Origin of the sequence: Pseudomonas vranovensis DSM 16006, assembly GCF_000425805.1 — a bacterium.
Classification (GTDB): domain Bacteria; phylum Pseudomonadota; class Gammaproteobacteria; order Pseudomonadales; family Pseudomonadaceae; genus Aquipseudomonas; species Aquipseudomonas vranovensis.
Genome location: NZ_KE384454.1, coordinates 44,593 through 58,255 on the forward strand (window position 1 = coordinate 44,593; position 13,663 = coordinate 58,255).

Below are 13,663 nucleotides of genomic sequence, written 5' to 3' on the forward strand. Positions count from 1 at the left end.
ATTGACTTGGGCTATACCTAACTGGCTCGAACCACCCGCACGGAGTGCGCCGATGAAGCCTGTAGACTGTGTTCTTTGCCTGCTGTTGACGGCCCAACCGCTGTTCGCCCTGGCCGAAGAAGCGCCAGCGGCCACTGACGCGCAACCCGTGCGCAACCCCCAGGTGATCGACAAGGTCATCGACATGGGCGAATACCTGCGCAGCCTCAAGGCCTTCAAGGTGACGGCCCAATCCACCCGCGACACGGTGCTGGACTCGGGGCAGAAGATCAAAAGCGAATCGCTCAATGTGCTGCAGGTCGATGGCCATAACCACTTGTATGCCCGCAGTGACGGCGACACCCGAACCCTGGAGTTCTTCTATGACGGCAAGAAGCTGACCCAGTACTCGCCGTACCTCAACTACTACACAACGGTCGATGCGCCGCCCACCCTGGAAGAAACCCTGCACCGCCTGGAGAACTACTACGGCATCCAGATACCGCTCGAAGACCTGTTCCTGTTCGGCCGCGACCAGGCGCAGATCGATGCGATCAAGAGTGCCCTGTACATCGGCCCCTCGACCATCGAGGGCCAGTTGTGCGACCACCTGGCGTTTCGCCAGGACGATGTCGACTGGCAGCTGTGGCTGACGCGCGCCGACAAGCCGCTGCCGTGCAAGCTAGTGATCACCACCCTCAACGAGACGAGCGCGCCCGAATACACCGCCGTGTACAGCTGGAACCTCAAGCCCGACAACAAGAAGGTGAAGTTCACCTTTGCGCCGGGCAAGGGCGATGTCGCCATTCCACTGAAAAAAGCCAGCGAGTAAGGGAGCGCCGCCATGTTCAGGATCGCCTCGTACACCGTGCTGTTGTCGCTGTTGAGCGTGTCGCTGCTGACCTTCCTGCCGGTGCCGGAGGCCGATGCCGGTCCCCGCGCCATGGGTCACGCCCGGGCATCGGTGAACCGTGCTCCGCCCCGGGGCGCACCGCATGCACAGCGCATCAATACCCGCCAGAATGTGTCGGGCAACCGTGTCAACAGCAACCGGCAAGTCCATACCAATCGCCAGGTCAACAGCAACAACCGTCACGTCAACGCTGGCAACCGCGCCTACGTCAACAATGGCACGCGCAATGTAAACATCGACAACCACCGCGATGTCGACATCGATGTCGATGGTGGTGGACGCTACGGTTATGACGATGACTACCACCCGATCGCGACTGCCGCTGCCGTGACTGCGACGGTCGTGGCCACCTCAGCGGTGGTCGGGGCGATCTTCCGGCCTTCGCAGATGCCGTCCGACTGCGTGCAAGTGATGCGCTACAACACCGCCTACCTGCAATGCGGATCGACCTGGTTCCAGCCGCAGTACCAGGGCAGCAATGTCACTTACGTGGTGGTCGATGCGCCATGAAGGGCATAGAGTACAAATGTACTCCTTGCGCTGTTTACACATGACGTAACGATTACCGGGGTGTAACTCTTCCCACGGGGCTAAGCTTTTTTTCTTGCGCTGTCTTTCGCACAGGAGCCTTGCCATGCCCACCCGTCGCGATTTTCTGGCGGCCAGCGCCGCCCTGGCTGCCGGTGTCGGTTGCCTGAGTCTGTCTGCTTTCAGCTTTGCCCAGATCGCCAGCGGCGTCATGCTCACCCGCAAGATTCCGGCCAGTGGTGAAGCACTGGCAGCGATTGGCGCCGGCACCTCCGGCAGCTTTGAAGTGGAGGCTGGCTCGCCCGAGTACCAGCAGCTCAAGCAGGTACTCCAGGTATTTTTCGACGGGGGCGGGCAGGTCATCGACACCTCGCCCAACTACGGCGGCGCCGACGCGGTGCTTGGCCAGTTGCTGGAGGAGGGCGGCTGGCGCAGCAAGACCTTCCTGGCCACCAAGATCGCTGCCGACAGCCGCGCCGCCGCCGAGGCGCAGTGGGCCGGCACCTTGCGCAGCCTGCGTACCGACAAGGTCGACCTGTTGCAGATCCACAACCTGCGCGATTGGCAACGCCAGTTGCCCTATGCCCGGGAACTCAAGGCGCAAGGCCTGACCCGCTACGTGGGTGTGACCCACTACATCGACAGTGGCCTGGACGAGCTGGAAGTCATCCTGCGCAAGGAGCCACTGGACTTCATCCAGATTCACTACTCGGTCAACTCACCCGGTGCCGCCCGCACGGTACTGCCGCTGGCCCAGGACAAGGGCGTGGCGGTGCTGATCAACCGGGCGTTCGACGACGGTCGGCTGTTCGCCAAGGTCAAAGCCCAGCCCTTGCCGGCCTGGGCTACGGAACTGGGCGTGGGCAGCTGGGCCCAGCTGTTTCTCAAGTTCGCCATCAGCCACCCGGCGGTGACCACGGTGATCCCGGCCACCAGCCGCCCGGATCGCCAGCTCGACCAGCTCAAGGCCGGGCATGGCCCGCTGCTCAGCGCGGCGCAAAGCAAGCAGTTGATTGCCCAGTTCGCCTAGGGCAAACGACCCATGACCCGGTTGGCAGCCCGTCTGTTCAACGTCCGCGACGGCGAGCTGCCGATCGTGGTGGCAGGGCTTGCGCTGTTCTTCCTGTTGTTCGCCGGCTACTTCATGCTGCGCCCGGTACGCGAGACCATGGGTGTGGCTGGCGGTGTCGAGAACCTGCAGTGGCTGTTCACCGGCACCTTCGTGCTGACCCTGATCGCCTTGCCGCTGTTCGGCTGGCTGGCCTCGAAGGTGCAACGCCGACGCATCCTGCCGTGGACCTACGGTTTCCTGGCCAGCAACCTGCTGGTGTTTGCCGCCGTGTTTGCGCTGCAACCCGACAACCTGTGGAGCGCCCGGGCGTTCTACATCTGGTTGTCGATGTTCAACCTGCTGACCATCTCCCTGGCCTGGAGCGTGCTGGCCGACCTGTTTTCCAGCGAACAGGCCAAGCGCCTGTTCGGCCTGCTGGCCGGTGGTGCCAGCCTGGGCGGGCTGGTGGGGCCGCTGCTGGGCACCGTGCTGGTAGGCGTAATCGGCCATGCCGGGCTGGTGCTGCTGGCCACGGCCTGTTTGCTTGGCAGTATCGTCGCGGCGACCTACCTGCAGCGTTTCAGAGACCGGCATCCCCTGCCGGCAGACACCGAACTGCCCCGTTCGCGGCCCTTGGGCGGCAACCCGTTCGCCGGTGCCAGTGAAGTGTTTCGTTCGCCTTATCTGTTGGGTATTGCGCTGTTTGTGGTGCTGTTGGCCAGTGTCAGCACCTTCTTGTACTTCGAACAGGCGCGGCTGGTGGCGACGCACTTTACCAGCCGCACGGAACAGACCCAGGTATTCGGGGTGATCGACAGCCTGGTGCAGTTCCTGTCGATCCTCACCCAGGTGTTCATCACCGGGCACCTGGCGCGCAAGCTGGGCGTCGGTGTGTTGTTGGTGGCGGTGCCGCTGGTGATGGTGGTGGGGTTCCTGTGGTTGGCGCTGGCGCCGTTGTTTGCGGTGTTCGTGGTGGTGATGGTGGTGCGCCGGGTGGGTGAGTACGCCCTGGTGCGGCCGGGGCGCGAAATGCTCTACACCGTGGTGTTGCCCGAGCAAAAGTACAAGGCCAAGAACTTTACCGACACCGTGGTCTATCGCGGTGGCGATGCGCTCAGTGGCTGGGTCAAGCGTGGGCTGGACGTGCTCGGCGACCACCCGGCACTGGCGATGTTCATCGGCGCTGCCATAGCGCTGGTGTGGGGTTTGACGGGCGCCTGGCTGGGCCGACAGCAACGCAAACGTGAGTAGATTCGGTGGGAGCAACTGTCTTGAACCGCGACACCGGCAATCGGTAGCCGCTGCCGAGGAACGAGGCAGCGGTCGTATTCCAGGCAACTCCAGATGCGGTGCATGCAAGGGCCTTTCGCGGGGCAAGCCCGCTTCTACCGGCGAATACAGTTCGCTGTCTTGATCAAATCTTGAAAAATCCTTGAGTCTGCCTTGAAGAAGGGAATTTAGGCTTGCCTGGTTCTTTTCTTAACCCTCAAAGGAAAACCACGTGAGCACTGTAAAAAATGGGCGTTGCAAAGGACTGATCACGACCCTGGCATTTAACGCCACCCTGGCTGCCGGGTGCGCTCAAGCAGAAGTCCCTGCCAGCATCTGGGGCGACACCACGGATGTCTCGTTGGGCCTGGCCGCCAGCTACACGCCTCGTTACATGGGCTCGAAAAACTACACAGCGGCTTTCCAACCCATGCTGCGTATGGAACGCGGCATCTTCTTCCTCGACTCGCTGGAGGGCCTGGGCGTGCAGTGGCAATCGAACACCGGTTTCAGTGCCAGCGCCTCGCTGGGTTACGACTATGGCCGGGCCGACGGCGACAGCAACTACCGCCACGGCTCGGACACACTTAAAGGCATGGGCGAGGTAAGCGGCGCCACTGTGCTCAACCTCAATGCATCCCAGAAAATCACCTCCTGGCTGTCGCTCAATGCGCAAGCTGAGCTGCGCATGGCAGGCGAAACGCGGGGCGACCGATATGCTTTCGGCGCGCAGGCTACCTTGCTGGACAGCGACTACGACACGGTTACCTGGCGCGTCGATGCACATGCCGGGAGCGGTCGATTCAACCAGACGTACTTCGGTGTAACGCAAGCCCAGAGCGCGACCTCGCGCTTCGCGCTGTACACACCTGACCAGGGTATTTATGCCTATACCACCGAACTGGCGTGGCGCCATGCCTTCGATCAACATTGGTCGACTGCCGCCGTTGTTGAACTTACTCATTACACCGACCAGGTCAGAAACAGTCCGATCATCAGCAAAGAGACGACGACTACCAGCTATGTCGGTGTGAGTTACATATTCTGACGCGCCAGCCAGTATCACGAAGTCGAACGCGATCAAAGCCGATCGGTTAAAGTCGCGACCGCCAAACTTGAATCACCTAGTTGCACGCCGCAGCAAACCACGCTGCGACGAACTGCATTCGCGAGGCCCGTGTGAGCAACCCATTGATTCTGATTGTCGAGGATGAAGCCGACAGCGCGAACATCCTCGAAGCCTATTTGAAGCGCGATTTCTTTGACGTGGCCATTGCCGAAGATGGCCTCAAGGGTGTGGAACTGCACCAGCGGCTCAAACCTGACCTGATTCTGCTCGACATGATGCTGCCCCGGATGAATGGATCCGAGGTGCTCAATGTCGTGCGCAAGCGTGGCAATACCCCCGTCATCATGGTCACCGCCCTGGGTGACGAGCCGGAAAAGCTGGGGGCCTTGCGATACGGCGCCGATGACTATGTCGTCAAGCCCTACAACCCCAAGGAAGTGGTCGCTCGGGTTCAAGCGGTGCTGCGCCGGACACGGGCCAATAGCACGGGTGAAGCCAGGCTTCGTTTTGGCGCGCTGTGGCTGGATCCGTGCAGCAGGACAGTGGGCGTATCCCAGGACGAAGGCATGAGCGCGTTGATCGATCTGACACCCACTGAGTTCAACCTCTTGTCGGTGCTGTTCAATGCCCCGCAAAAAGCATTCAGCCGGGAAGAACTGCTCGAACGGTGCCTGCCAGAAAGCGATGCGCTCGCCAGGGTCGTCGATACACACATCCACAATGTTCGCCGCAAACTTGAAGTTCACGGCGTCAGCGACCTATTGGTGACCGTTCGCTCTATCGGTTACCGGTTCCAGTAAGGGGTAGGCATTGAAACGGCAAGTCAATCTCTGGCAATGGGTCGGTTGGCGCATGGGGCTGATTGCAAGCGGCGCGGTGGTGCTGATGGCGCTGATCATGTGGTCTCGCTTCCTTTGGTGGAACGTTGAAATCCAGTCAAAGATTCCACCTGCTGCCAGGGTTGAGTTGGAAAGGCTATTCGAGAATCCACAGGGGAATGAAGCCGAGCTGTGGGCTTACATGAGTCAGTACTACCACTTCGATGACATTCTTCCCGGCATTACCGGCAATGACTGGTGGACAATCGCGTTTCTGTTGTGTGCAGCCCTGCCCGTTATCGTCGTGACGGGGTTCCTGCTGCTTCGCCCGCTGTCCAGTCGGTTCGTCGACATCGCACATGCCGCGCAGAAAGTTGCCGGAGGTGATCTGAGCGTAAAGCTGCCGCTCAACGAGCAGATGCCGCTTGAGGTTCAACAGCTCAGCTCGGACTTCAACAGCATGACGCGACGCCTGCAGTTGTATGAACAAGAGGTGCAAGCGTCGAGTGCCGTTCTCACCCATGAGCTGCGGACCCCGCTGAATGCAGCCATGGGGCGTGTAAGGGGTATGTTGGATGATGTGTTTCCGGCCAATCCTGAGCAGTTGGGGATGGTGCTGCATCAACTCGAGAACATCAACGTTCTGGTCGACGACCTGCTCCTGTTGTCGCTCGCACAGGCCGGCCAGCTTCCGCTGACGAAAACCACGTTCACCCTCCAGAGTCTGCTGGACGAGCGAATCAACTGGTTCAAACCGTATCTTGCTGCGGTGGGAAGGGACGTCTTTGTTGCGGCGCTGCCCTTCAGGCCCATCCATTGCGACCGAAATCGCATTGGCCAGGTGATCAACATATTGCTGGAAAACTACATCCGATACGCATCCGCCGCCGGTAATCTGGAGATCCGCGGCACAGCGGATCAGCGCGGCATTACGCTCATTTTCAGTGATCGGGGCCCGGGTTTGTCCGGCAATGAGCTGGAACGGGTATTCCAACGGTTTTGGCGGCAAGAACCCTCACGAGACCGTCGCGCGGGCGGGAGCGGGCTGGGCTTATCCATAGCGCTTGCCATCTGTACCGCCCATGGGGGCGCGATCGCTGCTCGTCGCCGTGGCGGCGGTGGCATAGCGTTCGAGGTGTTCTTGCCATATACCTGAGGCGAGTCGAGATCGTTCAAGGCAACGCATACAGCTTGAACAACTTGCGAATGGTCTCGGTAGTGCCGCCCAGGTACGTCCCATAAGCCTGTTCGATCTCTCCGGAGCGATACATCTGGCTCAACACGGTATCCACCAGCAGTCGGAGTTCCTCGTCACTTCGCGGCAGCACCATCGATACAGGCGCATATTCATAGATGTGCTCGAGCAACCTCAACGCCGTGCCATCGTCCTGGCCCGCAAGGAGGTTATTGAGCACCATTCGCTCGGAGAAAAAAGCATTCGCCTTGCCCTGGGCAACCGCGTCGAGCCCGGCAAGGTTGCTCTCGACGGTGATTACCGTGGCAATCACCCCAAGACTGCGCAATTGCTGACGTACCCATTGCTCGCTCACCGCCCCCGACACCACCGCAAAGGTCTGGTTGGTCAAGCCACGGTTGAGCGTGGCGCGCCAGGTCGGACCACTGTGAGCCTGTTGGCCGCTGAGCACGTTGAGCAGCGCCTCGGGTGCATCCTGGCGGACAACCGCTGTAAGCCCTGCCGTGTATACGGGCACTGAAAAGCTCACCTGTTGGCGCCGCTCAAGGGTCGCCACCGTGGGCGTGCAGAGGATATCGACCTGGCCGTTGCGTACAGCGGTGATTTCATCGGCCATCGCCACCGGTTGATAGCGCACCTGCAGCTGCGCAAGATTCAGGGTCGTCTTCACTTGCCCGGCGATCCTGGCGCACAGGTCGATGGCGTAACCTCGGGGTTGGTCACCGTTCTGCGTACTGAAGGGGGCAAAGTCCGGCAAATAGCCCAGGGTCAGGGTGTTGCTGGCCCGAACCCGTTCCAGGGTGTCGGCGTGGAGATACAGCGGCAACAGACTGAGCAAACAGGCCACTATTTTCATTTTCATCGGCGGTTCTCGCTCAAGGCAGCTCGGCGCGTTCGACCGCCGCCTGCTGGATGATGAAACGCTTGGCCAGAAAGCCATACAGCAGATACCCGAAGGCCAGCACCAGGGCACCGCCGAGCACCGCTTCCATGCCGCAGGCATAGAGCGCGTACAGCGAATAGCCCACGGCCACCAGCAACACCACGGTATTGCGGGTGTACACCGCTGGGCTTACCCGGGCTTTGTACATGATCGCCAGCAGGCCGGTGAGGGCGGTGACGTAGGGAATCAGGTTGGTGACTGCCGCCAGGCTCACCAGCTTGCCAAACTGGGCGCTGGCATTGGGCGAGATGGTCGACAGCGCCATTGCCGTCTGCAGCACGCCGCACACGATCATGCCGAGGATCGGCGCGTTACGGGCGCTGAGTCGGGAGAATAGCGAGGGAAACAGCCCCTGGTCAGCTGTCATCTTCGCGGTCTGCGCCAGGGTGAACTGCCAGCCCAGCAGCGAGCCGATGCAGGCCATCACCGCCAGCGCCATGATGATATTGCCGACCAGCGGGTTGAACATCTTCGCGTACACCAGCGCGAAGGGCGCCGATGCATTGGCCAGCTCCAGATTGGGTACGATGCCCTGGATGACCGTGGTCGACAGCACATACACCACCGCAGCGCCCAGCGTGCCGAACAGGCAGGCCAGCGGTACGTTGCGCTGGGGGTTCTCGACCGCATCGGAGGCCTGGGCCGCCGACTCCATACCCAGAAAGGCCCAGAGCGTGAGCGGAATGGTTTTGCCGATGGCCTCCCAGATGGGCAGGTCATTGGGGTTCCAGGCCTGGGCAAGTATCTTGCTGTCGAACCAGAACCAGCCGATCACGCTCAAGCCCGCCACTGGCACGATCACTCCCCAGACGGTAAGGGCGCCGATCTTGCCGGTAATGTTCGGGCCGCCGAAATTGGCCAGGATGGTCAGCCAGATCAGGCCGGCCGTGCCGACGAACAGGGTCGTTGCACTGCTGCCCAGCCAGGGAAAGAACGCCGTCATGTAGCCCACCGCAGAAATCGCCACGGCAACGTTGGCGATCGCCAGCGAGAGAAAATACAGGTAGGAGCAGAGAAAGAAGCCTGACTTGGCGTGGGCCTCCTCGGTATAGGCCGACAACCCGCCTGGCCGGGTGCAGAACACCCCGCACTGGGTGAAGCTGTAGGCAATGGCCATGGAACCGACGGCCGTGACGGCCCACGACAATAGCGACACCGCCCCCAGCTGCGCCATGCTGGTGGGCAGCATGATGATGCCCGAGCCCATCATGTTGACCGTCACCAAGGTGGTCAGCCCGATCAGGCTCATCTTTTTCGACTCGGCCATGCCTTTCCCCAATGCGTGATAAGCGGCTTATTGGGTATAGGCCATGTTGCCGTTGCGCAATGCGTGAGTTGGAGGAAAATTTGGAACGTCCGGGCGCAAGGTTTTTCCTATTGAGAACAGGCAACGGTTTTTCACTGATCCAGCGGAGGTGTTTATGACCGTGTCCATGCAGTTTCAGAACTCCACGCCACCCAGGCCCGAACCTGGCAGCGGCGAAGAACCCGCAGGGGAGACGCCGGATAGCGACGACAACAAGGAGCAATACCCCGACGACAAAGACATGCCGTTGCCCAATGACTGACAAAGACGTTGCCGGCTGAGGAGTGCAGTGATGTCCATAGAACGCACAATCCCCGAACTTGAAGCCTGGTACGCGCAATACGACGATGAAAGCTACCGTCGCGAGTCGCCGGACTTTTACCACAAGGCGCTGATCCGCACCGCCGAGGCCTTGCGTGACGATGGCGCCATCGACTGGGACGATTGGCTGGCACTCAAGGGGCTGGCCGACGAGGTTCATCTCAATGCACTGGGGGACGCCGTGGAGGCCAAGCTCGATGATCCGGATACCTGAGCGATGAAAGCCCTGAAAATCGCCACCTTCAACATCAACGGCCTGCGCGCGCGGCTTCCCAACCTGCTCGATTGGCTGCAGCGCGAACGCCCGCACGTGGTCTGCCTGCAAGAGCTCAAGGCGCCCGACGCGAGCTTTCCTGCCACCGCGTTCGAGGCCCTGGGCTACGGCACCTTGCACCACGGCCAGGCCTCGTGGAATGGCGTCGCCATCCTGGCCCTGGATGCCGAGCCACTTGAGAGCCGACGCGGGCTGCCCGGGATCGACGATAGCCAGAGCCGTTACCTGGAAGCGGCGGCCCATGGGGTACTCGTCGGCTGCCTGTACCTGCCCAACGGCAACCCCCAGCCAGGGCCAAAGTTCGATTACAAGCTTGCCTGGTTCGAACGCCTGATTGCCCATGCCGCGGGTTTGCAGGCCAGTGAGCTGCCCGTGGTGCTGGCCGGTGACTACAACGTGGTGCCCACCGATTTCGATATCTACAACCCCAGGTCCTGGCTCAAGGACGCTTTGCTCCAGCCTGAAAGCCGGGCCTGCTACCAGCGCCTGCTGGACCAGGGCTGGACCGATGCCATTCGGCATCATTATCCCAATGAGCGGGTGTTTACCTTCTGGGATTATTATCGCCAGCACTGGCAGAAGAATTCGGGGCTGCGCATCGATCACTTGCTGCTTAATCCGATCCTCGCCCCGCGCTTGAAGGATGCCGGGGTGCATGCCTGGGTCCGCAACGAACCGCATGCCAGTGACCATGCACCGGTATGGATCGAAGTCGGCTAGCGGCTGGCTTCGTAGTGCGCCAGCAGCGGCTGGGTGCTCAGCCCGTGGAGCACGATGCTCATGGCTACCACCGACAGGGTCAGGTTGATGCAGACCGTGGCCAGTCCGGGGCTCAGGCCCTGATTGAGGCTGTAGAACAGGTAGTAGAGGCTGCCGATCCCGCGAATACCGAACCAGCCCACCAGCAGGCGCTGCGGACGATCCAGCAGGGTGCCCCAGGGCAGCAGCAGGGTGCCCAGCGGGCGCAACACCACGAACAGCATCAGGCCTACGACCAGGGCTCGCCAGTCCCAATGGCTGGCCAGGACGATGCCCAGCAACGTCACCAGGAAGACCTCCAGCGCCCGTTCCACCAGATCACCGAACGCCAGCATGTCGCCCATCATGATACCCGCAGCCACTTGTTTGTCCGGCAACTGGCGAGTGTCGCCGTGGGTTGCCTGCTCCGGCGCCAGCTGGTGATGGCCGACCAGCGGCTGCACCAGGTGTTCGGCGGGTACCGGGGCATGGTCGCTGGAGCTCATCTCGGTGCGGCGCAGCCCGAGCCCGGCGGCAAATACCGCGAGAAAGCCATAGGCCTGGATCAGCTCGGCGCCGACATACGCCAGGGCAATCAGGGCCAGGGCCAGGTAGTCGTTGGGCGACAGGGTGCTGTCATCGTTACGGATACGCAACGCCAGGCTCAGGCGCCCGACACCCTGGCCCATGGCGTAGCCCAGCGCCAGTCCGGCGCTGACCGCCCACAGCAGGTCATACAGGGCCCAGTGCAGCAGGGCGCCTGCAGTGGGTTGTGCCTGGGCGATCAGCAGCAGGCCCAACAGCACGAAAGGAAAGGCTACGCCGTCATTGAGCCCGGCTTCACCGGACAGGCCGAAGCGCATGGCATCCTGGTCCTTGGCATCGCTGACCTGCACCAGCGAAGCCAGCACCGGGTCGGTGGGCGCAAGAATGGCAGCAACCAGCAGCGACAACCCCCAGGAAAACTGCATCCACAGGTGCAGCAACAGGCACAGCCCGGCAATGCTTACCAGCATCAGCGGGCCGGCCAGGCCCGCCACCACGCGCCATATGCGCCGGCTGAATACCAGGCGCAGCTTGAGGCCGCACACAAACAGGGAAAACAGCAGGGCCACCTCGGTCAGGTGTTCCATCCAGGGTGCCGCATTGGCCACGTCCAGCTGCAACAAGCCCAGGCCGGCCGGACCGATGGCGATGCCCAGGCCCAGGCACACCGCCGAAGTGGTCACTGGCAACCAGCGCAGGTACGAGGCAGTCAGGGCCAGCGTCAGCAGCACCATGCCCAGCACGGCCACCCACACAATAAAGCTCATGGCGCCACCCCGTGTGCCCGCACGCCGCGTGCGGCTTTGTACATTCGAGGGGCGGCGCAGGTAGGGGTTCAACCTGACCCAGGTCGACCCAACGCCAAGGCGATTCAGGCGCCGGTCGAAACGCGACCTGCCGGTACTTGATTCGGTTTGAACAGATAAGTCCGGACTTCCCGCAGAGCCGGCAAGGGGTCGGCGAAGTCGCGGTTGATCAGGTGCAGGTGCTCGATAGCTTCCAGATACTTGTCGCTGGCTTTGTGCCGCAGGCGCTGGTACTGGGTGAACGTTTCGGCATCCAGTTGCGGGTGGTCGAGCAAGGCAAAGGCCTGGTGATCGAGGTTCCAGGCCTGGTGGAACAGGCGCTGGTTCTGCTTCAGGGCGAACGTGCGGCACGCCTTGAGCTGAAAGCGATGGTGGGCGTCGGACATGGCGGGCTCCTTGGCAAAAGGGTGGCATTACAGATGGGACTGACGCCGCCATTGGGGAGTGCAAAATCAATTGCGTTAAAAACTTTACGCAAACGCACCAAAATAGTGCTGTATTGATCATGTTTTTCGAACGATGACCCACAGACGCGCAAAAAATTCGAGTCGGCGGGAGGCCGCTGGCAGGCGCCCTGAGGCACTTTTTAGCGTTTTGCGGCTCTATTCATCGCCAGACGGCGCCGAACCCCGGCGCCGCCCCAGAACCCAGACCCGGTGCCGATGGTCGAGATCGCCCCTGTTCGTTCCCTGCGAGTGCTGTACCAGCCGTTGCTGGCCGGTGTCTTGCTCCTGTGTGCCAGCGCCTGCAGCCAGCAGCAAGGCCGCGACATCGCCACCCAGTTCAGCCAGGGCAACCCCCAGGAGTTGTTCCAGACCAGCGTCGACCGCATGGCGACACTGGCGATGCGCGACAATCTGCGCAGCCTGTACCTGCTGATGAACAAGTTGTACCTGCGCAACCCCAACCAATGGCGCCTGTCCGGATTTGTCGATGCCACCACCGCCGAACGGCAGATCCGCCAGGCCATCGAGCAGCGCCAGACGTTGCCGCAACTGGGCGAGCGGCGTGACCTGGCAGCCCTGAGCTACGCCCTGAGTCCGGAGTTTCGCGGGGACCGGGCAGGGGCGTTCATCTACGCCATCGGCAGCATGTTGGTAACCGCCCATGGCGGGCGCAGCGAATTCTTCATGACCGACACCATCAACCCGCAGTTTGTCAGCAACGCGGCGCGCAACATTGAAAAGGCTACCTGGATGCTCAGCCAGCGCCAGGATGAGAACGGTGTGTTGCTGCTGTTTTCCAACGAAATGACTGAAGAGGGCAGCAACCTCAGTTTCGCCGTTGAATTCGGCAAGATCGTCGCCCGGCTCGACCTGCTGGCGCAGATGCTCGATGAACGGTACCGGCGCATTGGCCTGAACTACGCGCAAAGCCTGCTGCTGATGAACTTTCTGCCGGTGCAGTAGCAGGGAACTCCTGCCGGGGGAGGAGTATCCTATTTGACGTAGGGACTCTATTTCCGGAGGCACCACCATGCGTCGTCTACTAATCGCTTCTTCGCTTGTTCTCTGCCTGCCTTTCGGCGCGGCGCTGGCCGATGTCGATGCCGGTGATGTCGCCACCTCGGCAGGGGTTTCTGCCTCGCTGTATTCCACCTTCAAGGATGACAAACGGATCATTCCGGCCCGTGACGATGCGTCGTCGTTCATCGCCAGTGGTGGGGCCATCCGTGGGGTTTATCTGGAATCCATGCTGCAGCGGGTTCGTGAACAGAACCCGGGATTGCAGGCCACCGATGAAGATATTGCCCGGGCGATCCTGATGCAGGACCCATTGGGCGCCGAGCGCTGAACCTGTGGGAGCGGCGGTGTGACGGCTCGACTGGCCCCGCGAGAAGCCCATCCGGCTGGCAAACCTGTACAGCCTGGAACACCCATCGCGGGGCAAGCCTGCCCCTACCGTTT

At 61.6% G+C, this 13,663-nt stretch carries 16 protein-coding genes; 12 read left to right on the forward strand and 4 right to left on the reverse strand.

Going from position 1 to position 13,663, the window contains the following annotated elements:
- Nucleotides 1–52: 52 nt before the first annotated feature.
- The 7 genes from H621_RS0119735 to H621_RS0119765 all read left to right on the forward strand — a co-directional run bounded on the left by H621_RS0119735 (nt 53) and on the right by H621_RS0119765 (nt 6,783).
- Entirely contained in the window at nt 53–811 is a 759-nt protein-coding gene (locus tag H621_RS0119735) for a DUF2092 domain-containing protein (protein ID WP_028945027.1), read from the forward strand.
- A 12-nt stretch (nt 812–823) separates the two neighbouring features.
- Nucleotides 824–1,402 carry a hypothetical protein gene (locus tag H621_RS0119740; protein WP_028945028.1) on the forward strand — a complete coding sequence of 193 codons (579 nt, stop codon included), beginning with the start codon at nt 824–826 and terminating at the stop codon, nt 1,400–1,402.
- 124 nt (nt 1,403–1,526) lie between these two features.
- The gene (locus H621_RS0119745) at nt 1,527–2,450 is read left to right on the forward strand and encodes an aldo/keto reductase (RefSeq protein WP_028945029.1); all 924 of its coding nucleotides are present in this window, start codon (nt 1,527–1,529) and stop codon (nt 2,448–2,450) included.
- 12 nt (nt 2,451–2,462) lie between these two features.
- Entirely contained in the window at nt 2,463–3,722 is a 1,260-nt protein-coding gene (locus tag H621_RS0119750) for an NTP/NDP exchange transporter (RefSeq protein WP_028945030.1), read from the forward strand.
- 250 nt (nt 3,723–3,972) lie between these two features.
- Complete coding sequence (locus H621_RS0119755; RefSeq protein WP_028945031.1) at nt 3,973–4,788, forward strand: MipA/OmpV family protein; 816 nt, start codon at nt 3,973–3,975, stop codon at nt 4,786–4,788.
- Between the two features lie 131 nt (nt 4,789–4,919).
- Entirely contained in the window at nt 4,920–5,609 is a 690-nt protein-coding gene (locus tag H621_RS0119760; RefSeq protein ID WP_028945032.1) for a response regulator, read from the forward strand.
- A gap of 10 nt (nt 5,610–5,619) precedes the next feature.
- On the forward strand, nt 5,620–6,783 hold the full coding sequence (locus H621_RS0119765; RefSeq protein ID WP_028945033.1) for an ATP-binding protein: 1,164 nt from the start codon (nt 5,620–5,622) through the stop codon (nt 6,781–6,783).
- A 16-nt stretch (nt 6,784–6,799) separates the two neighbouring features.
- Here H621_RS0119765 and H621_RS0119770 read toward each other — a convergent pair whose 3' ends face one another.
- Together H621_RS0119770 and potE are read right to left on the reverse strand one after the other, a co-directional pair.
- The gene (locus H621_RS0119770) at nt 6,800–7,684 is read right to left on the reverse strand and encodes an amino acid ABC transporter substrate-binding protein (protein ID WP_028945034.1); all 885 of its coding nucleotides are present in this window, start codon (nt 7,682–7,684) and stop codon (nt 6,800–6,802) included.
- A gap of 13 nt (nt 7,685–7,697) precedes the next feature.
- Nucleotides 7,698–9,032 (reverse strand): putrescine-ornithine antiporter, encoded by a 1,335-nt coding sequence (gene potE / locus H621_RS0119775; RefSeq protein WP_028945035.1) that lies wholly within the window; start codon nt 9,030–9,032, stop codon nt 7,698–7,700.
- A 154-nt stretch (nt 9,033–9,186) separates the two neighbouring features.
- Between potE and H621_RS28565 the strand changes: the two genes are divergently transcribed.
- The 3 genes from H621_RS28565 to H621_RS0119790 are packed head-to-tail and all read left to right on the forward strand — an operon-like array spanning nt 9,187 to nt 10,386.
- Nucleotides 9,187–9,333, forward strand: coding sequence for a hypothetical protein (locus tag H621_RS28565; RefSeq protein ID WP_156905638.1), 147 nt, complete (start codon nt 9,187–9,189; stop codon nt 9,331–9,333).
- 30 nt (nt 9,334–9,363) lie between these two features.
- Nucleotides 9,364–9,606, forward strand: coding sequence for a hypothetical protein (locus tag H621_RS0119785; RefSeq protein ID WP_028945036.1), 243 nt, complete (start codon nt 9,364–9,366; stop codon nt 9,604–9,606).
- Between the two features lie 3 nt (nt 9,607–9,609).
- Nucleotides 9,610–10,386, forward strand: coding sequence for an exodeoxyribonuclease III (locus tag H621_RS0119790; RefSeq protein WP_028945037.1), 777 nt, complete (start codon nt 9,610–9,612; stop codon nt 10,384–10,386).
- Here the strand turns inward: H621_RS0119790 and H621_RS0119795 are convergent.
- Nucleotides 10,383–11,717, reverse strand: a complete 1,335-nt coding sequence (locus H621_RS0119795; RefSeq protein WP_028945038.1) for a cation:proton antiporter — start codon at nt 11,715–11,717, stop codon at nt 10,383–10,385. The genes H621_RS0119790 and H621_RS0119795 overlap by 4 nt on opposite strands.
- A gap of 104 nt (nt 11,718–11,821) precedes the next feature.
- Nucleotides 11,822–12,142: a hypothetical protein gene (locus H621_RS27345; RefSeq protein WP_051270632.1), complete on the reverse strand. Its 321-nt coding sequence runs from the start codon at nt 12,140–12,142 to the stop codon at nt 11,822–11,824.
- A 276-nt stretch (nt 12,143–12,418) separates the two neighbouring features.
- Here H621_RS27345 and H621_RS0119805 point away from each other — a divergent pair, with 276 nt between their 5' ends.
- Both H621_RS0119805 and H621_RS0119810 read left to right on the forward strand, forming a co-directional pair.
- On the forward strand, nt 12,419–13,165 hold the full coding sequence (locus H621_RS0119805; protein ID WP_051270634.1) for a hypothetical protein: 747 nt from the start codon (nt 12,419–12,421) through the stop codon (nt 13,163–13,165).
- 67 nt (nt 13,166–13,232) lie between these two features.
- The gene (locus H621_RS0119810) at nt 13,233–13,550 is read left to right on the forward strand and encodes a DUF2388 domain-containing protein (protein WP_028945040.1); all 318 of its coding nucleotides are present in this window, start codon (nt 13,233–13,235) and stop codon (nt 13,548–13,550) included.
- Nucleotides 13,551–13,663: the final 113 nt, after the last annotated feature.